The following is a 26616-nucleotide window of genomic DNA, read 5'->3' on the forward strand; positions in this document are numbered from 1 at the left end:
GGTGGGCAGGGCCTCGGGGCCCCTACTTCTTCAGGTGGTCCGGGCCGAAGGCCTGCGGCAGCATCTCGTCGAGGGTGCGCAGCCCGTCCGGGGTCTCCAGGACCAGCTCGGGGCCGCCGAACTCGTACAGCAGCTGGCGGCAGCGGCCGCACGGCACCAGGACCTCGCCCGCCCCGTCCACGCAGGTGAAGTGGGTGAGGCGGCCGCCGCCGGTGGCCTGGAGCTGGGAGACCAGCCCGCATTCGGCGCAGAGGCCGATGCCGTAGGAGGCGTTCTCGACGTTGCAGCCGGAGACCGTGCGCCCGTCGTCGACCAGCGCCGCGGCGCCGACCGGGTAGTGCGAGTACGGGACGTACGCCCGGGTCATCACGGACCGCGCGGCGCTCCGCAGCGCCGCCCAGTCGACCTCCGCGAGGGCCGTCACTTGCCCTGGCCCTTCCGGTACGGCAGACCGTCCGCCTTGGGCATCCGCAGGCGCTGCGACGACAGGGCCAGCACGAGCAGCGTGGTGACGTACGGGGCGGCGTCGACGAACTGGCTCGGGACCTGGTCCGTCAGCGCGTACCAGGTGAACAGCAGCGCCGAGCAGGCCGCCGCGATCACCGCGGCCACGTACTTCTTCCGGTACAGCTGCACGGCGGCGGCGATCACCAGCAGGATCGCCAGGAGCAGCAGCATCGCGTGCACGTTCTCCGCCCCACCGCGCAGCTTGAGGCTGTCGGTGAAGCCGAAGAGTCCGGCGCCCAGGGCCATACCGCCCGGCATCCAGTTGCCGAAGATCATCGCGGCGAGACCGATGTAGCCGCGGCCGCCGGTCTGGCCCTCCTGGTAGATGCTGGTGGCGACGATGGAGAGGAAGGCGCCGCCGAGGCCGGCCAGTCCGCCGGAGATGACGACGGCGATGTACTTGTACTTGTAGACGTTCACGCCGAGGGTCTCGGCGGCCACCGGGCTCTCGCCGCAGGAGCGGAGCCGCAGACCGAACGCCGTGCGCCACAGCACCCACCAGGTGGCCGGGATCAGCAGCAGGGCGACGACGGTCAGCAGGGACAGTCCCGTGACGAGCCCGCCGATGATCCCGGCGAGGTCGGAGACGAAGAACCAGTGGTGCTGCTGGAGGTCCTGGAGCCAGTCGGAGAGGCCCGGGATGGTGATCTTGTCGATCTCCTCCAGGCGGGGGGACTGCTTGGAGGAGCCGCCCGGGTCGTTGGCGAAGGTGAAGTTCGAGAGGTACCGGGTGACGCCGACGGCGAGGATGTTGATCGCCACACCGGAGACGATGTGGTTCACGCCGAAGGTGACGGTCATGACCGCGTGCAGCAGGCCGCCGAGCGCGCCGCCGATGATGCCGAACAGGACACCCACCCAGGGACCCCACTGGAATCCGGCCCAGGCACCGAACCAGGTCCCGAGGATCATCATGCCCTCGAGCCCGATGTTGACCACACCGGCCCGCTCGGCCCACAGACCGCCGAGTCCGGCGAGACCGATGGGAACGGCCAGTTCCAGGGCGCCCGCGACCTGACCGACCGAGGTCACGTCGTCGGCACCGCTGATCAGGCGGACGAGCGAGACGAGGGCCAGGGCGCCGGCGACGAGCAGCAGGACGGTGGGCAGGGAGAGCTTGCGACGGCCGCCCTTCGCGGGGGCGACGCGTGCGGCGGAGACTTTGCTGGTGCTCACAGGGCCGCCTCCTTCTCGGTCGTGAGGGCGTGGCCGGCGGCGAGCTCTTCGCCGACCTTCTGCTGCTGACGGCGGGTCCCGTAACGGCGGACCAGCTCGTAGCTGATGACGACGGAGATCACGATCAGGCCCTGCATGATCGTGGCGATCTCCTTCTCGAACCCGAACTGGTCGAGCGGGGAGGACGCCTTGTCCAGGAAGGCGATCAGCAGGGCGCTGAGGGCGATGCCCACCGGGTGGTTCCGGCCGAGCAGCGCGATGGTGATGCCGGTGAAGCCGATACCGACCGGGAAGTCGAGGCTGTACGTGTGGGTGTCGCCGAGCAGCGTCGGCATGCCCGCCAGACCGGCGACCGCGCCGGAGATCAGCATCGAGGTGAGGATCATCTTCTTGGCGTCCACGCCGGATGCCTGGGCTGCGCTCTCGCTGGCGCCGGTGGCCCGCAGGTCGAAGCCGAAGCGGGTGCGGTTGAGGACGAACCAGTAGACGAGGCCGCAGCCGGCGGCGACGAAGGTGAAGCCGTAGATCTCTCCGGACTCGGGGCCCAGGGAGAGGCCCGGGAACCAGCCGGACTCGTGGATCTCGCCGGTGGTGAGGTTGTTGGACCCGGCGGCCTGGTCACCGAAGTTCTTCGGCAGGATCAGCCAGGCGATCAGCGAGGTCGCGATGGAGTTGAGCATGATCGTCGAGACGACCTCGCTCACTCCCCGGGTCGTCTTGAGGACGCCCGCGATGCCTGCCCAGAACGCGCCGACCAGCATCGCCACGATGACGATCAGGGCGATCTGGAGCGGTCCGGGAAGGTCGACACTGGCGCCGACGAGGGCGGCCATCATCGCCGCGAGGCGGTACTGGCCGTCGACGCCGATGTTGAAGAGGTTCATCCGGAAGCCGACCGCGACCGCGAGAGCGGCGAGGTAGTAGGTACCGGCCTGGTTGATGATCAGTACCTGTACGTCGGAGTACGACGCCTGCTCGAACAGCAGCCGGTACAGCTCGAACGGGTCACGGTCCGACACGAGCAGCACGACGGTGCTGAGCGCGAAGGCGACGACCAGGGCGAGCGCCGGTCCGGCGAAGCCGAGGATCAGCCGGTCCTTGTCGAGTTTCTTCATCATGCCTCGTCCTCCGGCGCTGCTTCGAGGTGGCCTGCAGCGGCACCGGTCATGGCCGAGCCCAGTTCCTCGGGGGTGATGGTGGCGGGGTCCGCGTCCGCGACGAGCCGACCGCGGTACATGACCCGCAGGGTGTCGGAGAGCCCGATCAGCTCGTCCAGGTCCGCCGAGATGAGCAGGACGGCGAGTCCTTCGCGGCGGGCGTCACGGATCTGGTCCCAGATCTGCGCCTGCGCGCCGACGTCCACGCCCCGGGTGGGGTGGGCGGCGATCAGGAGCTTGGGGGCATGGCTCATCTCCCGGCCGACGATCAGCTTCTGCTGGTTGCCGCCGGAGAGCGAGGCGGCGGTGACGTCGATGCCCGGGGTGCGGACGTCGTACTCGCGCACGATCCGGACGGTGTCCTCGCGGGCGGCCCCGGGGTCGAGCAGGAAGCCGCGGCTGTTGGGCTTCTCGGTGACGTGGCCGAGGATCCGGTTCTCCCAGAGCGGCGCTTCCAGCAGGATTCCGTGCCGGTGGCGGTCCTCGGGGATGTAGCCGATGCCGCTCTCGCGCCGCTTGCGGGTGGGCATGCGGGAGATGTCCTCGCCGCCCAGGGTGATCACTCCGCCGTCCGCCGTCTTCATCCCGATGAGGGCGTCGATCAGTTCCGTCTGACCGTTGCCCTCGACGCCCGCGATGCCGAGGACCTCGCCCTTGTGGATGGTGAAGGCGACGTCGGACAGCACGTCGCGGACGACTCCGTCCGGGTCCGTCACGGAGAGGGAGAGCCCGTCGACCTGGAGCATCGGCTCGTCCGTCACCGTGGACTCGCGGGTCTCGGGCGACGGCAGTTCGCTGCCGACCATGAGTTCGGCGAGCTGCTTGGGCGTGGTGTGCGCGGGGTCGGCCGTGCCCACGGTCGTACCGCGCCGGATCACCGTGATGTCGTCGGCGACCGAGAGCACCTCGCCGAGCTTGTGGGAGATGAAGATGACGGTGAGGCCCTCGGCCTTGAGCTCGCGGAGGTTCGCGAAGAGCGCGTCCACCTCCTGCGGGACGAGCACGGCGGTCGGCTCGTCGAGGATGAGGATGCGCGCCCCGCGGTAGAGGACCTTGAGGATCTCCACCCGCTGCCGGTCGGCGACCCCGAGGTCCTCGACCAGCGCGTCGGGCCGGACACCCAGTCCGTACGCGTCGGAGATCTCCTTGATCTTCTTCCGGGCCGCGGAGCCGATGCCGTGCAGCTTCTCGCCGCCGAGGACGACGTTCTCCAGAACGGTGAAGTTGTCGGCGAGCATGAAGTGCTGGTGCACCATGCCGATGCCGCGCGCGATGGCGTCGCCCGGGTTGTGGAACGAGACCTGCTCGCCGTCCACGGCGATGGTGCCCTCGTCGGGCTTCTGCATCCCGTAGAGGATCTTCATCAGGGTGGACTTGCCGGCACCGTTCTCACCGACGAGGGCGTGGACCGTGCCCTTGCGGACGGTGATGCCGATGTCGTGGTTGGCGACGACGCCGGGGAAGCGCTTCGTGATGCCGTGCAGTTCCACGGCAGGGGGGCTACTGGACGCGTTGATGACGCACTCTCCTTGGCCGGACAGGAGCGGGAGCGGAGGGGCAGGGGATGTCTGAGCGATTCCGCGTGGATCACCGGACGCCGCCCGCCCACGCGGGATCGATCGGACACCCGCTGGGGGGCGGGGTGAAGTTATCGCGCCCGAGGGCTGTCTACACGCGTAGTGTTGTCGAATCGTCAAACACATGTGCGCGACAGGACCGGAACACCGGGATTCGGGGCCTGTCCGGAGAATGCGCTGCAACGGGCGGAACCACTTCGGGGGTACCCCCGTGGGCCCGGAGCAGCGATGCTGCGGCTCCGGGCCCACGGGGTACCAGCCGTACGACCGCGGTCGTTACGGGGCGGTCTTGACGGTGATCTTGCCGCCGACGATCTCCTGCTTCGCCTTGTCCACGGCGGCGATGACCTCGGTCATCTTGGTGAACGCCGGGTTGGACATGGCCAGGCCGACGCCGTCCTTGTCCAGGCCGTAGCGGACCTCACCGGACTGCGGCTTGCCGTCCTGCACGGACTTGATCAGGTTGGAGACGGAGTCCTCGACGTCCTTGGTGACCGAGGTCAGGATCGACTCCTTGTAGGCGGCGAGGCCCTTCTGGCTGTACTGGTCGGAGTCGACGCCGATGTTCCACTTGCCGGCCTTGGAGACGGCCTCGATCGCACCGGAACCGGCCAGACCGGCCGCCGAGTAGATCACATCGGCGCCCTTGTCGAGCTGCCCCTGGGCCGCGGCCTTGCCGAGGTCGGGCTTGGAGAAGCCGTCGAAGTTCGGCGGCTGGGTCAGGTACTGGGGGATCACCTTGATCGCGGAGTTGGTGTCCTTGACGCCCTGGGTGAAGCCCGCCTCGAACTTCTTGATCAGCGGCGTCTCGACACCACCGATGAAGCCGACCGTCTTGGTCTTGGTGACCTTGGCGGCGGCGACACCCGCGAGGTAGGAGCCCTGCTCCTCGTTGAACACGATGTTCGCGATGTTCGGGCCGGTCACCGAGGCGTCGTCGATGATGCCGAAGGTGACCTTCGGGAACTTCGGCGCGACCTTCTTGATGGCGGGCGCGTAGGCGAAGCCGACGCCGATCACCGGGTTGTTCCCGGCGCGGGCCAGCGAGGTGAGGCGCTGGACCTTGTCCGCGTCCGACTCGCCGTCGGAGGGCTCGGCCTCGGTGCCCTTGACGCCGAGGTCCTTCTCGGCCTTGGCCAGGCCCGCGTACGCGGCGTCGTTGAACGACTGGTCACCACGGCCGCCGATGTCGTACGCGAGGGCGGTCTTGCTCCCCTTCGAGTCGGAGCTGCTGCTCGACGAGGAGGATGATTTGCCGCACGCTGCCACGCTGAGCGCGAGTGCCGCGGACATGGTGCCCACAGCGGCAATCCTAGTGATCCGGCGCAAGGGAAGGCTCCTTCAAACCTGACCGAAGCGCCTCTTCCGGCGCTGGTTTCGCCGCGATCGTAACGCGCGTAGATGTCAGATAAAGCCCTGTACGGAAGCCGTTATCGGATCGTCGCGAACCGGAGGTGACACTCCCGGTCACGCTTGGTTGCGGGTGAGCAACGCGGAGGCAGTGAACAGCTCCACGGCGACCGTGATCGCCTCCTCGTCGGCGTCGAAATCTCCGCGGTGCAGGTCGAGCCCGGCGGTGTCGCCGGGGGTGCGGACGCCGAGCCGGGCCATGGCGCCGGGGACGTGCTCCAGGTACCAGGAGAAGTCCTCGCCGCCCAGGCTCTGCTCGGTGGGCTCGATGGCGTCGGCCCCGCGACGGGCGGTCATCGCCTCGGCGAGCAGATCGATCACGGCGGCGTCGTTGACGACCGGGGGGACGCCGCGGACGTAGTCGACCATCGACTTGGCGCCGTGCATCCCGGCCACCTGGTCGATCGCGGCGTGCACCAGGTCGGGCGCCTCGCGCCAGGCGTCCAGCTCCAGGCAGCGGACGGTGCCGGAGAGCTCGGCGTGCTGCGGGATCACGTTGCAGGCGTGGCCCGACTGGAGGCGGCCCCAGGTCACGGCGAGGCCGGCGCGGGCGTCGACCCGGCGGGCCAGCAGCGCGGGCACCTCCGTGGCGACCTTGGCGGCGGCGGTGACCAGGTCGGTGGTGAGGTGGGGGCGGGCGGTGTGGCCGCCGGGCCCGTCCAGGCTGACCTCCAGCCGGTCGCAGGCCGAGGTGATCGCCCCGACCCGCAGCCCGATCCGGCCCACGTCCACCTTCGGGTCGCAGTGCACCCCGATGATCCGGCCGACGCCCTCCAGCGCCCCGGACAGGATCGTCTCGGGCGCACCGCCGGGCAGCACCTCCTCGGCGGGCTGGAAGATCAGCCGCACCGGGTTGGGGAGCAGCCCCTGCCGGTCCAGCTCGGCGAGGACGAGGCCGGCGCCGAGGACCGAGGTGGTGTGGACGTCGTGCCCGCAGGCGTGCGCCCGGTCGGGGACGGTGGAGCGGTACGCCACCCCCGCCTTGGTGTCCGGAATCGGCAGGGCGTCGATGTCCGCGCGCAGGGCGAGCATGGGCGCGGTGGACGCGTCGCGCGTGCCGACGTCGCAGAGGAGCCCGGTGCCGGTGTCGAGGATCCGGGGCTTCAGCCCGGCCTTCTCCAGCCGGGCCTTGATGGCCGCGGTGGTCCGGAACTCCTGGTTGCCCAGCTCGGGGTGCATGTGGAGGTCACGCCGGAAGGCGATCAGCTCGGCACGCAGGGCCTCGGGGAGGGTGCCGGGGAGCGGCTGGGCGTGGGGCGTCGGCTCGGCGTCGGACTCGCGGGACATCAACTGGTTCACCCGGTGAAGGTTATGCCGCTTCCCCCGCCAACTGTCTTCGAAACAGGAAAAGTTCAGCCACTTAGGGGAACGAGGGAGGGCGTGGCGACGGGTGGCGCGCTCACGGTGTGGGTACACTCCGCCGCCACCCGAGGGGGCGCACGCCCCCGGGGCACCGGGGTATTCCGGCGGCACATTCACCGAACCCGGGAACCACGGGCCGCGCCGGGCCCCCTGGACCGCGCGAGGGGTCCGGCGCCCCCGGACCCCCGGAACGGCACACCGACCCGAACACCACCGGTGAGATCGGCGCAAAACCATCGCTCTCCCGCCGCCATGCCCTGCGGCGGGCCGGACAGGGCCGCATCCACCTGGGACGGAGCCGCCGCCCCTCACCCCCGGGCGTGGGAGCGTACTCACGATCCCGCCACTCCCGGACCCTACGACTTCACCGCCTCCTGCCCATCCCGGGAGAGCCGGGATCTCTCCCGCACGGTCGCCCCAGCAGGGGGGAGAGGCGCTCCGCCACCCGGGGGTGACGCCGGAATGCCGCGCCTCCGTTCCACCACTGAGGCCCCGACCCGCACGCGGATCGCGCGGACATCCGCCCTCTTACGGGAGAACGCTTTCAGCCTTCATCGACTCAGGAGCGGGCGGGACCGCCGAGCCTCCGCCGGGTGACGTCACGCCGCCCGGCCGAAGCCGAGCGACACGCCCCGGGGCGCGGGCCGGGTGGCGGGCCGGGCACGGAAGGAGAGCTTCTCCAGGAGGGGTCGGCGCCGGGTGTTCTGGAACGCGGCGACCTTCCACTCCCCCGCCGCCCCCAGGACCAGGGCGTACGTCTGGATCTTGCCGAGCCGGCCGGGCCGGGCGCCCTTGTGGACGTCGCCCCGGGTGACGGCCAGGGCGGTGCCGGGCCCGGTGCGGCGGATGTCCACGGTCTCGCTCGCCAACCGGGTGCCCTTGAGGAGACTGCCGAACAGGTCCTGGTGCGCGGCGCCGATCTCGGCCGCGCCGGTGTAGAGGGTGCCGACGTAGGTGATGTACGTGGCGTCGGCGGTGAACTCGGCGCCGTAGGCGGCCCCGTCCCCCACGTTCCAGGCGGCGGTCAGGCGGTCCAGAAGGGCGGTGACGGCGGCTTGCGTGTCGGCGCCGGTGCGATTGCCGGGCGGGACGTCCATGCGGTCCACGACCTCTCGTGATAACTTCACGCAGGAATTAACTTCACAGAAGATTTCTCTTCTTTGGAGAAGAGATTAGGGAGGGGTGGATCGCGTGTCAACGTCCGAGCCGATGCCCGAGGACGCCGGGGCCGTCTACCGGCGGTACCTCAGCGCCGTACTGCTGCACGGCCATGCCGGGGCCAAGGCGGTCGGCCTGGGGGCCACCGATCTGTACGCGCTCAACATCCTGGCCCTGGACGGCGCCATGACCCCGGGCGAACTGGGCCGCCGCACCGGCCTGACCACCGGCCCGACCACCCGCCTGATCGACCGCCTGGAGCAGGCCGGCTACGTCCACCGCGCCGCCGACCCCCACGACCGCCGCAAGGTCGTCGTCGAACCCACCGCCCGCCCCGGCGGCCTGGACGAGGCCATGACCCCGGCCCGCGAGCGGATCGGCGCCCTCATCGAGGGCTACTCCCCCAAGCAGCGGGCCGTCCTCCTCGACTACTTCACCCGCGCCGCCGACGCGTACCTGGAGGCGACGGCGGAGGTCGGCGGCAGCCGCGGGCACTGAGGGCGGCCGAACCAGGGCAGCTACTCGGACATGGTCCGCCGCCCCGAAGCGCGCGGGCACCTCGGCCCCACCGGGAGGATCCCCGCCAGCACGACTCCGCCTACCAGGCCCGATTAGGTTCAACTACCACTCAGCGAGGACTTCCCACCCCGCGCCTCACCGCTTCCCGCAGGCTTGGTGCTGCTCTCGCGGCACGCGAGTGGGAGTGACGACGCAAGGGGAGCCATGAATCACACCGGGCACTTACGGTGGACCATCGCCCGGACCGCGTCTCGAAACGCCCCGTAAGGCACCGACCAAGCAACACGCCTGTGCCGCATCCGCGCAGTCGGCCCGGACTCCAACCCTGGACCAGATGACGAAGCGGCGACGAGCAGCCGACTTCGGAACCTCGAAACACGGCGGCAGAGCCCGCCAGGCACACCCGCCCACCAGCAGTACACGATCGCCGCAAACAGCGGCTCGTCATGCGCGTCCTGCGTCCCACACCCCTGCGGACGCAACCTCGACGACGGGTTCAACGACTTCGCGATCCCTCACAGTCCTTCCGAAACAACCCAACTCATAGATCTCCCCAGAAACAGGCCAAAAGGTGATCATCGCTTAGGAAACGGTCGGGACCGATGATGCACCGCCGACGGGCTACCAAATGTTGATGCCACTGTCACATTGCCGTCAAGAAAACAGAAGCCCCGCCGAACAAATTCGCAGGCGGGGCAACTGAACCACTGGGAATTTAATTGGACTCTAAGCTTCTGGCTACTTCGCCCAATAGATCATCCTCCCGAAGGAATCAAGAGTTTTCGGATCGGGATCTCCGACATGAATCCTCGACCCGACCAGGGGATGGTCTCCAGAAAGGAGAGCGTCCAGCTCGAAAGTTGCTTGCTCGGCGTCCTCTTCGATTTCAGCCGTGCAACGACGAACCCAGAAGATCAACTCTACACGGTGCGCCTCGACGAGAACTGCCACAGCGACGACATCCGAGGAAATCAGGCCCAACAGCGCCTGAATCGCGTCCAGGACGATTTCATTCTCTCGCCGCAGCGCTTCTGGACTAGTCACGACGCCCCCGAATTGGGGTTCATCGGTACCACACTTGGACTCTTCGTACCCTTGATCATGAAGATGTTCGTCGGGACACCGAGCCGACCCGCCCGAGGGTTGTTATCGAAACCTGTGACGGCCGAGACTCTGATCTGAATGTTTCCCGTCTTGGTCACGCCCATGACTTGCGCCTCCCCTGAATGGTAGGCGTCAAGTACTGCCTGAGCATCAGCATGCGAATTGAAGTATCCGCCACCTCTGTAGCCTTTTCCGTTGAGAATGTGACGATCTTGTTTTTGTCGGCTAATCGAGCCCTGAACCTGTGGGAGCTCGACAATATTGCCAGACCCGTCCGCAACAAATCTGGGACAGTTCGAATTGTGCACCAGGACGGGAGTCTCTCCCGCCAGCACATAGTACGTGTGCTACGCGAGCCCCTCGACCTGCTTTTTCGCTGGTCAAACCCAGTTTGCTGGTCCGGCGACGTGCGTGGGTGTCCGTGGTTGTGCGGGGTTGTTGCCGTCAGCTACTGCCGTCAGACAGTTCAGCCCAGGTACGGCTTCTCGCGGTGTTCCAGGAAGTGCTGGATCCTGAGCCGTTGGGTGTGGTGCATCGGCAACTGCTCGATCTCTTCCGGCGGCACGAACCGGAGTTCGGTGGACTCGTCGGAGATAGCCAACAGACCGCCGGTGATGCGGGCGGTGAAGCAGACGTTGAACTGGCGGCGGACCTCGCCGTCGGTGTAGGCGATGATGTGTTTCGGGTCGGTGTAGGTGCCGACCAGGCCGGTGATCTCTACGTCGAGGCCGGTTTCTTCCTTGACCTCGCGGACGGCCGTGCCTGGCAGGGAGTCGGTGAGGTCCATTCCGCCTCCGGGCAGGGCCCACAGGTCGTTGTCGCGGCGGCGCTGGAGGAGGATGCGGCCATGGTCGTCGGTGACGACGGCGGATGCGGCGACGACCATGCTGTTCGGCTTGGGCGCGTTCGGGTCGTCGTAGTACTCGGTGCGAGCCACGGTCAGCCTTCCTCTCGTACGGGGGTTGCTGTCGTCCACACGGCGTCGAAGCTCTCGGCGTAGGTGTCGAACATGCCGCCTGCCTCGTGTCGGCGAAGATGCCATACGGGGGCGGCGTAGGCGTTGACACCCCAGACGTGTGCGTTGACGAGTTGCTGGTCGTCGGCGCGGTAGAGGGAGTTGTAGAGCGTGGTGCCGTGTGTGCGGACTTCGATGCCCGGGGTGCCGGCGAGCGGCCTGTAGTGCATGAGCGCGAGGCGGCAGCGGGATTCGATGCCGTGGCCGAACCGCTCCTCCTGGCCGCGGGCTTGGACGTTGTCGCTGTCGGCATCCCCGATCGCGATACGGACGGTGCAGCCTTCAGCGGCGCGTTCGGTGAGGAGTTCGTTCAGCCGCGGGTACGCCTCATGGAGGAAGACGGCCGCGTAGACGAGGACATCGATCCGTTCCCTGGCCTGGGCCATGAGGTCGGTGAACGTCGAGACGGGAATGTCGGCCCGCTGCTCGTAGAGCGCGACCAGCTCGGGGCTGATGGCGCGGGCGGGGCGGGCTTGGCGGAGTGCCGGCCAGAGTGCGTGCACGTCTTCTCCCAGGGCTTTGGCCGCCTGGAGGGCGGTGGCACGGCGTGGAGTGCGGCCGAGGTTCACCCAGCGCTCGACCGACTTGGGGTCGACCTCCACCTCCTGGGCGAGGGTCGCGTACGTCCAGCCTCCCGCCGCCATGACGGCTCGTAGTCTCTCGTTCGACACGAGTCTCCCCCCTTGTCTCAGGACGACACTAGGGACGTTCTACACGGTGCAGGACGTCCCGAAGTGGGGTTTGGTGGAGGTTCCTTCGTCCCGGTGACCGGCGTGAGGATCGGTGCCGACCCTGCGGCACCAACAGGCCCCAGGGGCACGCATCAACGCCGCCGAGGAGCGTCACCGTGCGAATGAGCGCCACCCCATGTGTTCCCGCCCTGCGACTGGACGCCCGGTCGCGCGCCGCCTCGCCGGGGTGGTCACGATGACGTCCCCCACCCCTGATGCCGACGGGCACACCGTCTCGCCCGATGCCGGCGCCCTGGTGGTCGACCGGCGGAGCGGCAAGGTGGGCGTGGTGATGGGGCACGTGGGGCCGTACGTGCAGCTTCGGCCACCGCGCGGTGGCCGGGAGTGGGACGTGCCGCCAGAGGACGTACGTACGCCGACTCCGACGGAGGAGCTGAGCGCGAAGGTGGCCGTGGCCAACCGGCGGTGGGGACGGTGACCCCTCGCTCGGTCCTGCGCTACGAGACCTGGACTCTCCAGCCCGACCGCGAGCCGGACGCGGAGCCGGTCCTGTACGCGATGCAGTGCGCCGTGGACGGAGAGACCTCGCCGACAAGCGAGGACTTCGCCGAACCACAGGAATGGGTGCTGCGGCACTGCGGCCAGAACCCGTCCCACCACACCTACCGGGAGATCATCACCCGCCCCTGGCGGACCTGGCGCCAGATGTGACCTGCCTCGCTCGCCCAGGCGCCGCACCACGCTGACCCACCCGACTCCCGTCCCTGCCGGGCGCGGCCAACCGAGGCTCCCCCGTCCTCGTCAGCCCCGGCAGGGACGGGCCTTCACATGTGCGCCGCGCCCATGACCGTGAGGTTCTGGCCTCAGCCCCAGAAAGTCAGCCACGACGGCGGGCGCGCCAACGGATCACCCGCCACGTGTGTCTCGCTCAACCCCGCACTGGCATCAGCCCAGTTATCTCCATCGTCACGGCCCCAGCCAAGCACAATGGCCGCGTTCCGGACGACAGCTCCGCCGGGGTGCCGACGCCGCACGGTACGAGATAGCCGGACGGCCTCTCGGGGACCCGGCCGGTCTGCTGCTGAGCGGTCGGACAGCGGGGCTTCCGATTGACAGTCCGGCCTGTGCCTCTGGGCCCTGCGCGCCGAGTGGTCGGCGGCCGTCGCCAGCGGGGCGGCAGACAGGAGCGGGCGGCGGTCACCGACCGCCGGCGCGCGGCGGCCCGCGTCAGCGGGACGCCCTTGATCAAGTAAAGAAACTCTGAACAGCTCGTCCCATGGAACTTCCCTGGCTGAGCTGCCGGACTTTCCCGTCAAGGGCGCTGCTGTCGCCGCTTCCTCGACTCGGCCAGTGCGGTCTCCAGCTTCTCGCGTGGCGACATGTCCGGGTCCGCATCGTCGTCGTGGAGGGGTGGCAGGAACAGGCCGCGGCGGCTCTTCTCGCGTTTGATCTTCCGGCGCTCGTTGAAGACTCGCTGGTGCTCCTCGCGGATCGTGGCCCATCGCTGGTCCAGCTCCGCTTCCCGTTCCAGCAGGTCGTCATCGGTGAGGTTGGCGAACTTGGCGGCGGAGGCGCGGGCCTCGCGGTCGACTTGTTCCCGTAGCAGGTAGTTGGTGATCGGCCCGTGGTGCTTGCCCGGCTCCGGAGTCGGGCGTACGAAGACGCCGCGCCCCTTGACCGCGTACACGAGTCCTGCCTGCTTGAGGCTCCGGTAGGTGTTCTGCGCGGTGGAGTTGGCGACCTGGAACCGCTCCTGGATCTCACGGGCCGGGGGTAGCTGGGAGCCGGGCGGATAGGTGCCTTCCTCGATCTCGCGGCGGAGGATGTCGGCCACCTGAACGTACGGCGGGCGGCTGTCTTCGTTGCGGATGAGGTCGACCGGCCAGTCCGGGCCTTCGGACTCGGCGTCGCCGTGGTCGTCGCCGGCTGGGCCGGCGCTCCGGTCGGCTGAGGCGCTGACGTAGCTGCCCCGACCGAGCTGGGAGTAGACGAGTCCTTTTTTTGCGAGCCGATCAAGCGGCTCCATCGATCAAGGGATGTGATGGCATGGCCATGCCTCGAATCCGGGTTGCTCTGCTGCCGTCGGCGGTGTGCATCGCGGGCACCGAGCCGGTGCTGAAGATCAAGGACCAGCAGACCGGGGAGGTCGCCACCGACCGGGAGACCGGCGCGTCGCTGTACACGGTGACCGTGATGCTCATGGAGGACGGCCGGGCCGAGGTCCTGAAGATCACGGTCCCGGAGACGGGCCTGGCGGCCGGGCTGAAGCCGGGCGTGATGGTCCGGCCGGTGGACCTGTTCGCCACCCCGTGGGCGCGGATCTTCAACGGTCAGCTCTCCGACGGCGTCGCCTACCGCGCCGCCCGCCTGGAACTGGTCGCGGCGGAGGCGGCCCAGTGATCCGCTTCGGAAATTCCGGGCCGGAATACGTGCCGGACGCGCTGCTGGCCGTGGCCGTCCTGGTCGGTGTGTGGCTGCTGGTGACGGTGGTGCGCTACGTACGGGCCGACCGGGGCACGCGGGTGAGCATGCGGCAGGCCGTGCGGGTGCGGTGGGGCTGGGTACGGCTCGCGCGGATGGCCGGGCTGACGGTCACCGACAAGACCCCGGGCCTGCTCGCCCAGATCACCGCGCAGAAGGACGGCCCCGCCCCCGCGCCCCGAGTCCTGACGCCGAAGATCAAGGTGAAGCCGGACCGGTTCGGTGTGATCGTGCAGGCCCGGACGCTGCCGCAGGTCGGGGTGGAGGAGTACCAGAAGTCGGCGCGGTTCCTGGCGGACGCCTGGCGGTGCACGCGGGTGTCCGTGCTGCCGGACGGCCCCGGCAGGGTGGTGATCCGGGGCGTGCGCTTCGACCCCCTGACCACGCCGACCACGCACCGGCCCACCGGCCTCCCGCCCGTGGACCTGACGCGCTGGGAGCTGGGCATCGACGAGTACGCCACGAAGGTGTGCGTGTCCCTGGCCAACGTGCCCGGGGTCACGGTGGCCGGCGTCCCGGGTGCGGGCAAGACCTCCGGGGTCAACAAGTTCGTCTGCGACTTCGCGCCGTCTGCGTCCGTGCAGATCGTGACGGCGGACGGCAAGGTGTCGCGGGCCTCGGAGGGCGACTACTCCGACCTGGTCAAGCGGATGTTCGCGTTCTGCGGAGACGATCTCGATGAAGCCAACGCGCTGTTCAAGCGCCTGGTGGAGCTGCGCAAGCGGCGCTCGGCGACCATCCGGGACGTGCTGGGCGTGAAGAACATGTGGCACGTCGGTCCCTCACCGCAGTGGCCGCTCACGGTCCTGATCATCGATGAGGCGCACACGTACTTCCGCGAGTACAAGGGCAGCGACGCCACCACCAAGCGGCTGGCCGCGCTGACGGCGGAGAACGCCCGGCTGGTGGAGGACCTGGTCAAGAAGGGCAGGAGCGTCGGCATCCTGGTGATCCTGATCAGCCAGAAGACTACCGGCGACGCCATCCCCACGTTCATCCACGACGTGTGCCCCATCGGGCTGTCCTTCGCGCAGAAGACCGTGGAAGCCGCGGTGGCCGCGCTGGGTGACGACATCCGCAACTGGCCCGATGCCAGCCCGGTCACCTTGCAGGACCCCGCCTACGTCGGAGTCGCGGTGATGGCGATGCAGGGCCGCCCCGGCTACACCCGCATCCGCACCCCCTACGTCTCCGACGCCGACGCCGCCCGCGTCGCCGACGCCACCTCGCACCTGACCGCCGATCCGGACCTGTGCCTGGACGCCCTCCTCGCCTCGACCGGCCGGACGGCAACGCCCGCACCCTCGCTCACCAAGTGATCCCGAACAGACCACGCGACAAAGGAGGTTGAGGTCATAGCGGAGGAACGATTCACCCGGCGCACCGTGACCGTGGTCATGGCAGTCATCGCGGCCCTGGCCTTCGTCTTCTCCTTCGGCAACGTCTGGGCACTTGCCCTGCGCCTCGGCGTCCCCCACCCGATCGCACCGCTGATCGCCCCCATAGTCGACCTGTCCGTCGTCGGGCTCCTGATCGCCCTGCGCTTCCTGGCGCTGCGCGGCGTCAACAAGACGGAGTTGCGGGCCGGTACCCGGCTGCTGCATCTGTGCGGGCTGCTCACCCTCGCCCTGAACACCGCCGAACCGCTGCTGGCCGGACGCTACGGCCGGGCCTGCCTGGACACCGTCGCCCCGCTCCTGCTCCTCGGCTGGGGCCACGTCGGCCCCGCCTTCCTCACCCAATTCCACACCCTCACCCACCCCACCACGCACCTGGAGGACACACCCACCCCCATCTCCGAGCCGGTGCCCGACGAAGCACCCGCACCCGAGCCCCCGACGCCCACCCCGGTCGAGAAACTGGAGCCCACTCCGGCTCCGGCCACTGCTCCGCCCGCTGCCGTCGCGAAGGCAACTCGGCCCGCCTCAAGCCCGGCCTTGCCTGCCGCCCTGCTGGACGCGGCCCGGCGCCTCGCGGACACCCACCGGGCGGAGCACGGAACCCCGATCAGCGCTGCCCAGTTGGGCACGCGCCTGGGCATCGCCCTGCCGGTGGCCACCGCCGCCCTCGCTCAGCTCTGAGCCCCGGCCCTCACCGGCCGCATCCCCCTCGCTCAACCCCACGCCCGCCCATGGGCCTGGTTCGCCATGCCACGAGCAGCACCAACACGCCTTCCGATTGGGCTGGTTGCTGCTCGGGGCCGCCCACCCGAACAGAAGGGACACGCCCCGAATGGTCACCCTGGACCGGCGCCACGTGGCAAGCCCCGCCGTACGGGACCTGCTCCACCTCGTCAACCACCCCGGCTTCGACCGCACACAGCAGCAGATCGAACACCTCGGCGGCTGCACCGAACCCGTCCGGCTGACCGGCCACGCCACCACCGTCGACACCACGACCGGCGAAGTGCTGCGCTCCTACACCTCCTCCGACGAGCCCACGGGCAGCCTGCTCACCACGTGCGGCAACCGCCGCGCCTCCCGCTGCCCGGCCTGCTCCCGCCTCTACGCCGCCGACACCTACCACCTCATCCGCGCCGGCCTCACCGGCGGCAAGACCGTCCCCAACACCGTCCGCACCCACCCCCGCGTCTTCGCCACCCTCACCGCCCCCTCCTTCGGCCCCGTCCACAACCGCCCCACCACGCCTGGTGGTGACGTCCGGGCCTGCCGCTGCGGCACCTGCCATGAACCCACTGACCCCATGCTCGGCACGCCGCTCAACGCGGCGACGTACGACTACGCGGGCGCGGTCCTCTTCAACGCCCACGCCGGAGCCTTGTGGGCGCGCTTCACCACCTACCTGCGCCGCGAGCTCGCCGTCCGGCTCGGCCTCACTCAGAAGGCCGCCCACGCCGTTCTGCGGGTGTCCTTCGCCAAGGTCGCCGAGTACCAGAAGCGTGGCCTGGTCCACTTCCACGCCGTCATCCGGCTCGACGGACCCGACGGCAGCACTCAGCCTCCCTCGTATGCCACCGTCGGCGTGCTGACCGACGCCATCCGGGCCGCCGCACCCCGGGCCCGAATCTCCGTCGTCTCGGACGCGGTCGGGGAACGCGAACTTGGCTGGGGCCAGCAGCTCGACGTGCGCGAGATCGCCGCCTTCGGCACCGACGCCGAACTCACCGACCAGGCGGTCGCCGCGTACGTGGCGAAGTACGCCACCAAGTCCGCCGACGCCTCCGGCACCCTCGACCGTGCCCTGTTCTGCCGCCCCTGCCAAGGGCGCGGCGCCACTCTCCTGCCCCACGGCACCCCGCTCCCCTGCACCACGTGCGACGGCACCGGGCAGGCCCGCCCGTTGCCACGACTCGCCGTTGCCCGCCACGTGCGGCAGATGATCCGCACCTGCTGGGAACTGGGCAAACTCGCCGAGTTCGCCGATCTCAAGCTCTGGAAGTGGGCGCACATGCTCGGCTTCCGGGGCCACTTCTCCACCAAGTCCCGCAGCTACTCCACCACCCTCGGCGCGCTGCGCGAGGCCCGCCGCGTCTGGCGCACCGAACAGGCCCGCGCCCACGCCGGCCTGCCCGAGACCGACCCGACGACCACGCTCGTCGTCGGCCGCTGGGACTACCTCGGCTCGGGCTACAGCCCCGGCGCGGCCCTCCTCGCCGCGGGTGTCTGGCACCGCAGGGAACTTCAACGGCAGTTCACGGCCGAAGGGGGCTGCTGATGGCCTCGCCCCCGCCCACCGTCCTCCACACCGGAACGGGCACGGTTCTGGAGTTGCTGACGGTCCCCCAGGTCATGGCCCGCCTCCAGCTCGGCCGCTCCGCCGTCTACGACCTGCTCCGCACCGGCCAGCTCGCCTCGATCACCCTCGGCCGCGCCCGCCGCATCCCCACCCACGCCCTCACCGAATTCATCCACACCCGACTCGAACAGGACGCCGCCTGATGACCACACCCCGCGACACCCCAGCATCCCGCCGAGTCCGCGCCAACGGCGACGGAACCGTCTACCAGCGCAAGGACAGCCGCTGGGAAGCCGCCGGATACGTCCTGGCCCCCGGCAACACGCGCCGCCGTGTCCGCGTCTACGGCGCAAGCCGGAAGGAAGCCCTGGCCAAGCTGACCGAGAAAATCGCCGCCAGCAACCGCGGCGTCCTCATCCCCTCCGCGCAGGGCAGCGTGGCCGCGTACCTGACGTACTGGCTCGACGCTGTCGCCGTCCACCAGCTCCGCGAGAACACCCACACCCGCTACAGCGCCGTCACCCGCCTCTACCTCATCCCCGGCCTCGGCCGGAAGAAGCTCGCCAAGCTCACCGCCAAGGATGTGCGCACATGGCTCAACCAGCTCCGCACCACCTGCCAGTGCTGCACCCGCGGCCTCGACGCCGGACGCGATGAGCCCCGCTGCTGCGCTGCGGGTGCCTGCTGCTCGAAGCGGCTTGCAGCGCTGACCCTTGCCTACGTGCACTCCGTGCTCAAGTCCGCCCTGGAGCACGCGGTACGCGAGGAGGAGATCCCACGCAATGTCGCCCGCAACGTCCGCACCGGCACACCCAGACCCCGCCGCTTCGAACCCCTCACCGCCGACGAAGCGCGCGAGCTCCTGGCCGCCGCCAGCGGTCACCGATTGCAGGCGCTGTTCGAACTCGCGCTGCGCACCGGCCTCCGCAAGGGCGAACTCCTCGGCCTGCGCTGGGAAGACCTCGACCCGGCCGGCGGGCTCGCGAGCATCCGCCGTACTCTCCAGCGCACCAACTCCGACGGCCTGACCGCCCTCCCGACCAAGACCAAGAGCTCGGAGCGGCGCATCGCCCTCCCGACACCGTGCCTGCGCACTCTCGAACAACACCGCGACCGACAACTCCAAGAGCGCGAAACGGCGGGTACGGGCTGGAAGGACAGCGGCTACGTCTTCACCCGCCCGGACGGTGCTCCGATCGAAGGGTCCACCCTCACCCGGCACTTCAACACCCTGCTCCGCCAGGCCGGGCTCCGCCGCATCCGCTTCCACGACCTCCGGCATTCGACCGCGACCCTGCTCCTGGAGCAAGGAGTGGAACTCGTTGTGATCAAGGAGCTGTTGGGGCATGCCCACATCGGCGTGACCGCGACGGTGTACGCCCACGTCCGACTCCGCCTCCAACGCGACGCCATCGACCTCCTCAACAACACCCTCCGCAACCCCGCCGAGATCACCAGCAAGCCCGACGACGGCGACGAACCACCCCTCGTCGGAGCCGCCGTCCGCTGACGTTGCCGTCAACTACTGCCGTCAAGAGCCCCAAAGGCCCCGCCGGATTCAAGCATTCCCGGCGGGGCCTCTGACTTCAATCTCTATCTCAGCCTCGCTGAGATTATTCCACGTTGCGCGTTTCCCGATCCCTCAAGAACGAATTAAGTTCATCGAAGAGAACGGTAACCGCTTCGCCGCTTTCACCATGCGAGGCCGCAACCCAAAAGTCGTTGGCCTCACCTGGGTAAGCGATTCTGATCACCAGAACCTGCCACGCGAGATTGGCACCAAGATCCGACCTAGAAGCTAGCCACTCACGAAATCCTTCGAGGAATCTCCATTCGGTCGCGGCATCCATGCCGGTCACAAACGCAGCCACCTCGCCGAATGTGGTCAAGCCATACAGGTGAGGACGTCTACGCACGTCAGCAAGCCTGTCACGGAGATCCATCTCGTCACCTGCTACCTGGGAGCTGGGCTGAAGACGAGGTCGTCGCCATACTCGAAATTCGCCCGATATTGATCAATCGGTTCACCCCGTCTCCCAGTTGTTGCATCGAACACTCGACCATCCTTGACGACGACATCGTGGTAATTCCACCCACTGTCAATGCCGCGATACTTACCAAGCTGCGGTGCGCCATACCTATCGGTGATTCGCATGATGTCGCCACCAATGACCGACTGAATATGGTCGGCAACCTTCTCGCATCCACCCGTTCCGCAAACCTGTGATGCGGGCTTCGGCTTCCAGGACTCACCCAAGTCCGGGCCACAGCCAGAATTGTGTACCAACACAGGTGTGCTACCTGCGAGTACATAGTACGTGTGGATGCCGTCTACCGTGAGGTCGTAAGTGCGCTGACGCTTCTGGTAGTGATGGACAGCGGAGACCTCGACCACGTCATCGGCGTCAGTGCGGAGTTTGTCTCCGGCCCTGAGATCGCCTGCATCGATCCACCGCCCTTCCGCCGGGGACCAGAAGGGGTGGGTATCCGTCGCGGTGATCTTGGATGTGTTCCCGCCGGACTTCACCGCGATCTCGGTGAAGTCCTTGTCATCCTCCGTGACTATGGTGTTCACGACATCGCGGGGTTCCGTCTTTCCGGTTTCCGGGTCTGTGGCCAGAACCTTTTCACCGATCTCGACGTCTTCGATATTCTTAGTCGTCCCGTCGGACAGCTGGACCTTAGTTCCGGCGAGAAAACTGTGATTGCCGCCGGTCAGGCACTCCGCTGCTTTCTCAGCGGCTTTGGCCTCTTTGGCGCTCTTCTCTCCTGCCTTGGCAAGCTTGAGGATCTTTCCGGCTTTCAGGATCGGAATGTCAGTGACAATCCATCCGCACTCCCAGGAAATATCCTTACAAGCTGCTAGATCCTCAGGGTCAAAGACGGTGAGTTTGAAGACCTCTTTAGCCAGCCGCCAGTATCGGTTCTCACCGACCGGGAGATTACCGAGGACAAGTCCTTTTTCTCCGACGGTTACAAACCGTGTCGCTACCTTGCGCCCGTTGACGTACTTCTCGTGCGTGAACAGGGTGGAACCGTCGCTTCGCGATTCGACCTTGGTCTTCTGCAGATGCTGGTCCCATCCTCCGTTCTCGTTCATGGTGAAGTTCTCGCGCGTACCGTCATCGCAGATGCCGGTGTGTCCGCAGATGCCGAGTGGCCGCAGGCCGTCGGGGTCGCTGAGGGTGGCGGGGTTGTTGTTGCCGTAGGTGTAGCCGTTCATCTGCTGGGGATCGCTCAGGTCGAGGAGCGGGTCCACGGAGATGAAGCGGCCGAGTTCGGGGTCGTACTCGCGGGCGCCGAGGTGGGTGAGGCCGGTGGACTTGGTGTCGTCCGTGCCGCCGACGAAGCCCTTGGTGCCAGGCCAGTTGGCCGGCTTCGAGTCGCGGGTCGCGCCGAACGGGAGCGTGCGGCGCTGGGTGAGGGCCAGGTCCGACGCCTGGATGGCGAGTTCGCCGGTTCCGTGGTGGTCGGCGATGGTGAAGGAGACCGTTCCGTCGTCCGCGATGACGGCCGTCTGACCGCCGCCGAGGTCGATGTAGCGGGTCGCCTTGGCCTTGTCGGCGCCGGTGGGAACCGTGAGCTCGGTGTTGCCCAGGTAGAGCGTGGCCTCGGTGCTGGTACGGCTGATGAGACGGTTGCCCGCCGCGTCGTACACGTAGCTGGTGGTCTTGCCGTTCTCGGTCACCTCGGAGAGGTGGTTCTCGGCGTCCCAGTTCAGCTTCTGGCCGGGGCGAGTGGTGGTGTTGCCGCTCGCGTCGTAGGCGTAGGAGCCGGTCGTGGTTCCCGAGGGGGCCGCCGTGGTGACGGAGCTCAGGGCGTGGGCCTGCGGCTGACCCGGTTCCGGGTACGTGTAGGTCCGCTTGGTGTCCTTGGTCGTGTCACCGGTGGGGTCGTGCTGGATCTCGGTGGCCCGGTTGCCGGAGTTGTCGTACGTGAAGCTCTGCCAGTACGGGGCCGGTCCGCCAATCAGGCCGCCGGACGGCTCCGTGGCGCAGGTGGTGACGGGCTGGGTCCACGCCTCGGTGACCCGGCCGAGGTAGTCCTGGACGAAGCACTGGTTGTCGGTGCCGCTGCGGGAGACGTCCGCCATCGAGCGGACGTTGCCCGCCTCGTCGTACCTGTAGGTGACGTTGCGGTCGACGCCCGGCTGGTCCTGGCGGTCGACGCGCGAGGTCGCCAGCCGCTGGGTGCCCCACTCGTACGTGTTGGTGACCTGGGTCTTCTTGGTGCTGCCGGACAGCGCCATGGTGTACTGCAGCGGCTTCCCGGTCGGGCTGTAGGCGACGCCGGAGGTCATGCCATCTCCGTACACCCCGGTCGTCCGCAGAGTGTCGGCCTCGTAGGTGTAGTTGGTCGCACCCCCGGGAAGTGAGCCGGCCGCGGAGTAGCTCACGCCGCTCACCAGCCCGGACGGCAGGTAGGACGTGCCCGCCTGGTAGGTGCCCTGGAGCTTGCCTTCGGCTGCCGGGATCGTGACGGCGGTCCTGGTCGGACGGTAGAGCCGGTCGTATTGAGTGACCTTGGAGGTGTACGCCTGGCCGTCGACGTAGCGGGTCGACTCGGCCAGTTGGCCCTGTGCGCCGCTGATCGTGTCGTAGACATTCTTGGTCCGCAGCGTGCCGGTGGCCGATCCCTCACGCACCTCGGTCTGACGGCCGAGATTGTCGTAGAGGTAGGAGAGCCCCGGGACATCGGTGCGTGAGCCCTTGGCGAAGATCAGCTGGGACCGGTCGTCGTAGGTGCTCTCGGTGGCGCCCTTGTCCGGGTCGGTGGAAGCCGTCTGAAGTCCACGCTGGTCGTACGTGTAGGTCCAGCTGTTCTTCGCGGGGTCGGTCACCTTCTTGAGCTCGCCGCGCGGCGTGTACTCGTAGAGGGTGGAGTCGAAGGCTGCGGCGGCCGAGCGGCTGTGGTGCTGACGCAGCTCGGTGGTGTTGCCGCGGGCGTCGGTGAGCGTGGTAGTCGCTGTCCCCCCGACCGGCGGAATGACAGTGGTGCGGTCGCCGCCGAAAGTGGTCGTGGTGGTGCTGAGGACCGCGCCGCCGTCGCCGTTGCCCGCGATCTGCCGGACTTCCACGGCGCGATTCAGCCCGTCGAACATGGTGCGGGTCTGAGATTCCACGGACAGCGCGTCAGCCGGCTTGAAGAGCTGAGTGCCCGGCTTGCCCGTCGTGTAGTAGGGCGCGAACGACTTGGCCGCCAGTCCGCGGTCGTCGTAGAAGACATCGCTGATGATGCTGCCGCCGCCCGGACCGGGGGTCTGGGTCTGCCGCTCGCGCAGGAAGCCGTCGTAGAGCGCATACGACGCGATCTGACCGCCCGTGTTGTTCAGGGTTTTGGACGCGACCGCGACCGTGTTGTCAGTGATCGTGTAGGCGAACTCCTGGCTCGGGACCTGGCTGGTGCGCCGGTCCGGCAGCCATACCTTGGTGGACCGGCCCAGGGCGTCGTAGGACAGCTCGGTCACGTTGCCGTTGGTGTCGGTCTGCTTCACCACGGAGCCGCGGACGGGCTCCATCACCGTGGTGGTGGTCTGCGCCGAGGTCACGTCGGTGGCGACGGCCGGCGGCGTCGTCACCTTGATCTCGGCAGCCTGACCAGTCGTCGGTGTGTATGCCGTGGTCGTCGTACGCCCGTCCTTGCGGGCGGTACGGACCGGTGCGTCGGAGCCTGTGGCGGTGACATCGGCGGTCAGGTCCGTGGCAGTCAGTGCACGGCCGTAGGCGTCGTAGGTGGCACCCGACTCCAGGTAGGTGGCCTTAGTGCCGTCGTGGCTCTTCAGCGCGGCGATCGCGGTCTTGTCGCCCTTGGTGGGGGCGGCACCGTAAGCACCACCGTCGTATGCGGTCCGGGTGTCCGAGAGAACGTCCTTGGAGCGGTCGGTCGTGGCATCGCACGCCTTTGTGACCGTCTCCTCCCGAGCGGTCAAGGTAAGCAGGTTGGCACCCGTCACCGGGGGGTACGTGATGCGGGTGCACCGGTCGTCGGCCGCGGTGGCGTCGTCACCGAAGTCGTCCGACTGGACGAGCCGCCCTGCAATGGTGTCGTATGCGGCGGCCGTGGAAGTGGTACGCCACTTGGCTCCAGCGCCGTTGTCGAGGGAGGTCCACTGCTTGGTGGCGGAGTTGCCGATGAAGTTGGCCGTCACCGTGCCCCAGTCGCGGACCTTCTTCGCGGTCTGGTGGTACCAGGGCCGGTTGACCGACTTGGCGAGCACCTTGCCGCCGGGCTTGTCGAACGAGATGGTCTTGTAGGCGAATCCGGCAGTGGTCTCGTGGTCGGCGATCGGATCACCCTCGCCCGCGTCGAGGCTCACGGTGACGGTCTTCGTGCCGCCGGAGGTGTTCTTCCGGTCGCCATCCATGCCCCGGAGGAAGTAGGAGTCCTGCTGCGTCTTCATGGCTGCGTCACCGCCCTGACCGCCGGTGCGGACCCGGACCTGGCCGTAGCCGCGCCACTGTGACCAGGTCTTCTCCTTCTCCTTGGTCAGGCCGTCGTCATCGTCGAAGTGCCAGGCGGCTCCGCCGAGGTAGTCGTAGCGCGTGACCTGGTCGGGTGCGCCGCCGATGCGGTCGGTCGACGTTACAGAGGTGGTGACGTACTTGTTGAACCAGTGCTTCTCGGCAGGTTCGGTGTCGCTACCGCCGAGGAACTGGGGGAAGCAGCGGGTGGTGTTGGTCTCCGGGGTAGGGAGGTTGTTCCAGTCGCACACGGGCTCGGAGTAGTTGGCGGTCACCTGGCCGCCGTACTCGTCCGCCACCGAGGTCAGACGTTCCTTGATGAACGGGGCGTACCCATCGCCGGTCTTGTCGAGTCGATTGGCCAACTGGACGTACTGCAGAGTCACCTTGGGCAGGGTGATGGCCGGCGTCGTGGACTCGCCGGTGTGCTGGATGCTGTCGAGCAGAAGCTGGTAGTCGACGTCTGCCTGGCCCCAGCGGTGGTCGAGCTTCCAGGAGTCAACCTTGGCATAAGTGCCGTCGGACTTGAGTGTCTGCGTCGTGATGCCGGTCAGCCGCTTACGCGTCCAGAAGGAAGGTGCGAGCCGGTTGCCGTCACAGCTGGTGCCGGCCTTGCAGTTCAGGTCCCAGGGCGTGTCGTACCAGTAGAACGCCTTGCTGTCGATGGTGTCCGCCGCGCAGGTGACGCCCGACTCCGGAAGACAACGTTCGCTGTTGTTGAAGACAACCTGGGCCAGAGGCTTCGAGGTGTACACCTCGGTCGCCTTCTGCCCGTAGTCGATGCGCTTCAGGTAGCCGCCGCGGGTGTACGGGGTGTCGTCCGCCGCATTCAGGTTGCGGCCGTAGGAGTTGGTCTCCCGGCCGTAGTAGTAGCTGATGGTGTTGTCGTGGGCGTCCACGACGTAGTCGAGGTTCCATCGCCAGGCCTGCTGGCACCAGGAGGCGGCGAAGGCGTCGGCGTGGCAGGCCTCGCCGGTGTTGTTGCCGTAGACGGGAAGGGTCCAGGTGGATTCCGTGGTTTCCTTGCCCGTGCTCCAGCCCGGCAGCTGGTGGTAGCCGAAGTAGAAGCGGGTGCCCTGGGGGTCGGTCAGCCGCCAGTACTCGCCGTCGTTGTCGCCGTTCTCCCGAGTGGAGTCCTTCAGTCGCTTGATGCGGGTGCCGTCGTCGTGCTTCAGCTTGAACTCGTCGTCGCCCGCCGGGACGAGCTCACCACCCGAGCCGTTGAAGGAGAGGAAGGCATTGTCGTACGCCCAGCACATGTCGCCGGGCTTGTTGCCGTCGGCGTTCTTCACGCCGTCGTCCGCGCACGGCTTGTAGCGGCGCTCGATGTACCCGGGCCACAGGTCGAAGCCGTCGCCGACCCAGGAGCCCTGGTTGTTCGTCCCGCCGGTGCGTCCGTCGATGGCCCCAGAAGAGTAGGAGAGAGCGACACCCGGCTTCAGACCACCCGGGACCCCAGGAGTGTCGATGGCGTAGGACCAGGTGAAGTCTCCGGTGTTGAGGCTGGTGTTCCACGTGGCCGACGGGGAGAGCGGTGTTGCCTTGTAATCTCCCTTGTCGCCCGCGGCCGCGGCCGTCGCGGCCAGCACGGTCGGGCCGTCCGCCCGCAGGTTCACCGACTTCGCCGTGAGCTTCCGCTCCGCAGTGTTGTTCGTGGCAAGGATGGACTCGCCTGTGCGGCACTGCGGCTTGTCCGGGGTGGTCAGTGCGCAGGCCGGCAGTTCGACCAGGCGCAGACGCGAGGTGTACGACCCGCCGAACAGCTCCGCGTAGGGGGCGTAGTCGACGGTCAGCGCGACGGAGCTGCGCCCGACGGCGGGCGCAGCAGAGCTGGTCTTCTTCGCGGACGTCCCGGTGTCCGGAGCCTTCGCCAGCTTCGGGGTGAGGCTGAACAGGGCACCGTTCACACCTGCTCGGCGCGCCTGCTCACTCCCGAGTACACGTGAGGTCACGTTGATCGGCGCGGGGGCCTCACCAGCCCTGCTGCCTCTGGCCGCCGCGTTGTCCCGCGCTTTGTCCTGGGCCCGGCCGATACCGATCGGCTGCTTGCCGGGGATAGCAAAGCGCGCACTGCCCCTGGCGTCGGCGCCGGGCATCGAGACTGTCTCCACGGAGGGTTCGGGCAGCTCCGTTCTCGGGGCTCTGGACGGAACCCTGGCCCCCGGGGTTCGGGGCCGGGGCTTGGCCTTGGCCTCTCTGACTCCCTTTACCGGCTTCTCTGCCGACGGCAGGCCGGGCAGGTTGGAGGTCGTGGCCATCGCGGCGGGAGCTGCCGCCGCCTGAAGCAGGGTGGCGACCATC

The 26616-nt window shown here is 68.3% G+C and carries 23 protein-coding genes and 1 pseudogene; 9 read left to right on the top strand and 15 right to left on the bottom strand.

The window, feature by feature from the left end; genetic code table 11:
* Nucleotides 1-22: 22 nt before the first annotated feature.
* From ACWC97_RS07705 to ACWC97_RS07735, 7 genes are all read right to left on the bottom strand, one after another.
* Nucleotides 23-424, bottom strand: a complete 402-nt coding sequence (locus ACWC97_RS07705) for a cytidine deaminase (RefSeq protein WP_352273497.1) — start codon at nt 422-424, stop codon at nt 23-25.
* On the bottom strand, nt 421-1683 hold the full coding sequence (locus tag ACWC97_RS07710; protein ID WP_450648014.1) for an ABC transporter permease: 1263 nt from the start codon (nt 1681-1683) through the stop codon (nt 421-423). Before ACWC97_RS07710 ends, ACWC97_RS07705 begins: the two co-directional genes overlap by 4 nt.
* Nucleotides 1680-2798, bottom strand: coding sequence for an ABC transporter permease (locus ACWC97_RS07715; RefSeq protein ID WP_352273630.1), 1119 nt, complete (start codon nt 2796-2798; stop codon nt 1680-1682). The genes ACWC97_RS07710 and ACWC97_RS07715 overlap by 4 nt, the downstream gene beginning before the upstream one ends.
* A complete protein-coding gene (locus tag ACWC97_RS07720) occupies nt 2798-4381 on the bottom strand; it encodes an ABC transporter ATP-binding protein (protein WP_392279233.1) in 1584 nt (527 codons plus the stop codon). Before ACWC97_RS07720 ends, ACWC97_RS07715 begins: the two co-directional genes overlap by 1 nt.
* A 312-nt stretch (nt 4382-4693) precedes the next feature.
* Nucleotides 4694-5746 carry a BMP family lipoprotein gene (locus tag ACWC97_RS07725; protein WP_352273500.1) on the bottom strand — a complete coding sequence of 351 codons (1053 nt, stop codon included), beginning with the start codon at nt 5744-5746 and terminating at the stop codon, nt 4694-4696.
* A gap of 138 nt (nt 5747-5884) precedes the next feature.
* Complete coding sequence (locus ACWC97_RS07730; RefSeq protein ID WP_392279232.1) at nt 5885-7114, bottom strand: amidohydrolase; 1230 nt, start codon at nt 7112-7114, stop codon at nt 5885-5887.
* A 674-nt stretch (nt 7115-7788) separates the two neighbouring features.
* A complete protein-coding gene (locus ACWC97_RS07735) occupies nt 7789-8316 on the bottom strand; it encodes an SgcJ/EcaC family oxidoreductase (protein ID WP_450648017.1) in 528 nt (175 codons plus the stop codon).
* A 64-nt stretch (nt 8317-8380) separates the two neighbouring features.
* Here ACWC97_RS07735 and ACWC97_RS07740 point away from each other — a divergent pair, with 64 nt between their 5' ends.
* The gene (locus tag ACWC97_RS07740) at nt 8381-8845 is read left to right on the top strand and encodes a MarR family winged helix-turn-helix transcriptional regulator (protein WP_450648019.1); all 465 of its coding nucleotides are present in this window, start codon (nt 8381-8383) and stop codon (nt 8843-8845) included.
* Between the two features lie 336 nt (nt 8846-9181).
* Here the strand turns inward: ACWC97_RS07740 and ACWC97_RS07745 are convergent.
* From ACWC97_RS07745 to ACWC97_RS07765, 5 genes and pseudogenes are all read right to left on the bottom strand, one after another.
* Nucleotides 9182-9378: pseudogene (locus ACWC97_RS07745) on the bottom strand (transposase); the annotation flags it as partial.
* 226 nt (nt 9379-9604) lie between these two features.
* Complete coding sequence (locus tag ACWC97_RS07750) at nt 9605-9910, bottom strand: hypothetical protein (protein WP_450648021.1); 306 nt, start codon at nt 9908-9910, stop codon at nt 9605-9607.
* On the bottom strand, nt 9907-10305 hold the full coding sequence (locus ACWC97_RS07755; RefSeq protein WP_450648023.1) for a polymorphic toxin type 50 domain-containing protein: 399 nt from the start codon (nt 10303-10305) through the stop codon (nt 9907-9909). Before ACWC97_RS07755 ends, ACWC97_RS07750 begins: the two co-directional genes overlap by 4 nt.
* Before the next feature lie 131 nt (nt 10306-10436).
* Complete coding sequence (locus ACWC97_RS07760; protein WP_450648025.1) at nt 10437-10907, bottom strand: NUDIX domain-containing protein; 471 nt, start codon at nt 10905-10907, stop codon at nt 10437-10439.
* A gap of 2 nt (nt 10908-10909) precedes the next feature.
* The gene (locus ACWC97_RS07765) at nt 10910-11629 is read right to left on the bottom strand and encodes an XRE family transcriptional regulator (RefSeq protein ID WP_450648210.1); all 720 of its coding nucleotides are present in this window, start codon (nt 11627-11629) and stop codon (nt 10910-10912) included.
* 283 nt (nt 11630-11912) lie between these two features.
* Between ACWC97_RS07765 and ACWC97_RS07770 the strand changes: the two genes are divergently transcribed.
* Together ACWC97_RS07770 and ACWC97_RS07775 are read left to right on the top strand one after the other, a co-directional pair.
* The gene (locus ACWC97_RS07770; protein ID WP_263438320.1) at nt 11913-12155 is read left to right on the top strand and encodes a hypothetical protein; all 243 of its coding nucleotides are present in this window, start codon (nt 11913-11915) and stop codon (nt 12153-12155) included.
* Nucleotides 12143-12388, top strand: a complete 246-nt coding sequence (locus ACWC97_RS07775) for a DUF7848 domain-containing protein (protein ID WP_189954358.1) — start codon at nt 12143-12145, stop codon at nt 12386-12388. Before ACWC97_RS07770 ends, ACWC97_RS07775 begins: the two co-directional genes overlap by 13 nt.
* Before the next feature lie 601 nt (nt 12389-12989).
* Here the strand turns inward: ACWC97_RS07775 and ACWC97_RS07780 are convergent.
* Nucleotides 12990-13703, bottom strand: coding sequence for a GntR family transcriptional regulator (locus tag ACWC97_RS07780; RefSeq protein WP_450648027.1), 714 nt, complete (start codon nt 13701-13703; stop codon nt 12990-12992).
* A 20-nt stretch (nt 13704-13723) separates the two neighbouring features.
* Between ACWC97_RS07780 and ACWC97_RS07785 the strand changes: the two genes are divergently transcribed.
* From ACWC97_RS07785 to ACWC97_RS07810, 6 genes are all read left to right on the top strand, one after another.
* Nucleotides 13724-14077, top strand: a complete 354-nt coding sequence (locus ACWC97_RS07785; protein WP_450648029.1) for an SCO3933 family regulatory protein — start codon at nt 13724-13726, stop codon at nt 14075-14077.
* A complete protein-coding gene (locus tag ACWC97_RS07790; protein WP_450648031.1) occupies nt 14074-15477 on the top strand; it encodes an FtsK/SpoIIIE domain-containing protein in 1404 nt (467 codons plus the stop codon). The genes ACWC97_RS07785 and ACWC97_RS07790 overlap by 4 nt, the downstream gene beginning before the upstream one ends.
* Nucleotides 15478-15513: 36 nt before the next feature.
* On the top strand, nt 15514-16239 hold the full coding sequence (locus tag ACWC97_RS07795) for a DUF2637 domain-containing protein (protein WP_450648212.1): 726 nt from the start codon (nt 15514-15516) through the stop codon (nt 16237-16239).
* Nucleotides 16240-16390: 151 nt separating this feature from the next.
* Nucleotides 16391-17833, top strand: coding sequence for a replication initiator (locus tag ACWC97_RS07800; protein WP_450648032.1), 1443 nt, complete (start codon nt 16391-16393; stop codon nt 17831-17833).
* Nucleotides 17833-18057, top strand: a complete 225-nt coding sequence (locus ACWC97_RS07805; protein WP_450648034.1) for a helix-turn-helix domain-containing protein — start codon at nt 17833-17835, stop codon at nt 18055-18057. The genes ACWC97_RS07800 and ACWC97_RS07805 overlap by 1 nt, the downstream gene beginning before the upstream one ends.
* Nucleotides 18057-19364 carry a tyrosine-type recombinase/integrase gene (locus tag ACWC97_RS07810; protein WP_450648035.1) on the top strand — a complete coding sequence of 436 codons (1308 nt, stop codon included), beginning with the start codon at nt 18057-18059 and terminating at the stop codon, nt 19362-19364. The genes ACWC97_RS07805 and ACWC97_RS07810 overlap by 1 nt, the downstream gene beginning before the upstream one ends.
* Before the next feature lie 103 nt (nt 19365-19467).
* On the opposite strand, the gene ACWC97_RS07815 is transcribed toward ACWC97_RS07810, so the two are convergent.
* Together ACWC97_RS07815 and ACWC97_RS07820 are read right to left on the bottom strand one after the other, a co-directional pair.
* Nucleotides 19468-19797 carry a hypothetical protein gene (locus ACWC97_RS07815; RefSeq protein WP_450648037.1) on the bottom strand — a complete coding sequence of 110 codons (330 nt, stop codon included), beginning with the start codon at nt 19795-19797 and terminating at the stop codon, nt 19468-19470.
* An 11-nt stretch (nt 19798-19808) separates the two neighbouring features.
* On the bottom strand, nt 19809-26615 hold the full coding sequence (locus ACWC97_RS07820) for a polymorphic toxin-type HINT domain-containing protein (protein ID WP_450648214.1): 6807 nt from the start codon (nt 26613-26615) through the stop codon (nt 19809-19811).
* Nucleotide 26616 lies beyond the last annotated feature (1 nt).

It is taken from the genome of Streptomyces sp. NPDC001108 (genome assembly GCF_053598535.1).

What these genes read in the sequence shown, in the direction of transcription:
- ACWC97_RS07810 (WP_450648035.1), top strand. Translation starts at nt 18,057, where the DNA reads ATGACCACACCCCGCGACACCCCAGCATCCCGCCGAGTCCGCGCCAAC.
- ACWC97_RS07770 (WP_263438320.1), top strand. Translation starts at nt 11,913, where the DNA reads ATGACGTCCCCCACCCCTGATGCCGACGGGCACACCGTCTCGCCCGAT.
- ACWC97_RS07805 (WP_450648034.1), top strand. Translation starts at nt 17,833, where the DNA reads ATGGCCTCGCCCCCGCCCACCGTCCTCCACACCGGAACGGGCACGGTT.
- ACWC97_RS07730 (WP_392279232.1), bottom strand. Translation starts at nt 7,114, where the DNA reads ATGTCCCGCGAGTCCGACGCCGAGCCGACGCCCCACGCCCAGCCGCTC.
- ACWC97_RS07780 (WP_450648027.1), bottom strand. Translation starts at nt 13,703, where the DNA reads ATGGAGCCGCTTGATCGGCTCGCAAAAAAAGGACTCGTCTACTCCCAG.
- ACWC97_RS07785 (WP_450648029.1), top strand. Translation starts at nt 13,724, where the DNA reads ATGGCCATGCCTCGAATCCGGGTTGCTCTGCTGCCGTCGGCGGTGTGC.
- ACWC97_RS07820 (WP_450648214.1), bottom strand. Translation starts at nt 26,615, where the DNA reads ATGGTCGCCACCCTGCTTCAGGCGGCGGCAGCTCCCGCCGCGATGGCC.
- ACWC97_RS07765 (WP_450648210.1), bottom strand. Translation starts at nt 11,629, where the DNA reads ATGGCGGCGGGAGGCTGGACGTACGCGACCCTCGCCCAGGAGGTGGAG.
- ACWC97_RS07715 (WP_352273630.1), bottom strand. Translation starts at nt 2,798, where the DNA reads ATGAAGAAACTCGACAAGGACCGGCTGATCCTCGGCTTCGCCGGACCG.
- ACWC97_RS07815 (WP_450648037.1), bottom strand. Translation starts at nt 19,797, where the DNA reads ATGGATCTCCGTGACAGGCTTGCTGACGTGCGTAGACGTCCTCACCTG.
- ACWC97_RS07800 (WP_450648032.1), top strand. Translation starts at nt 16,391, where the DNA reads ATGGTCACCCTGGACCGGCGCCACGTGGCAAGCCCCGCCGTACGGGAC.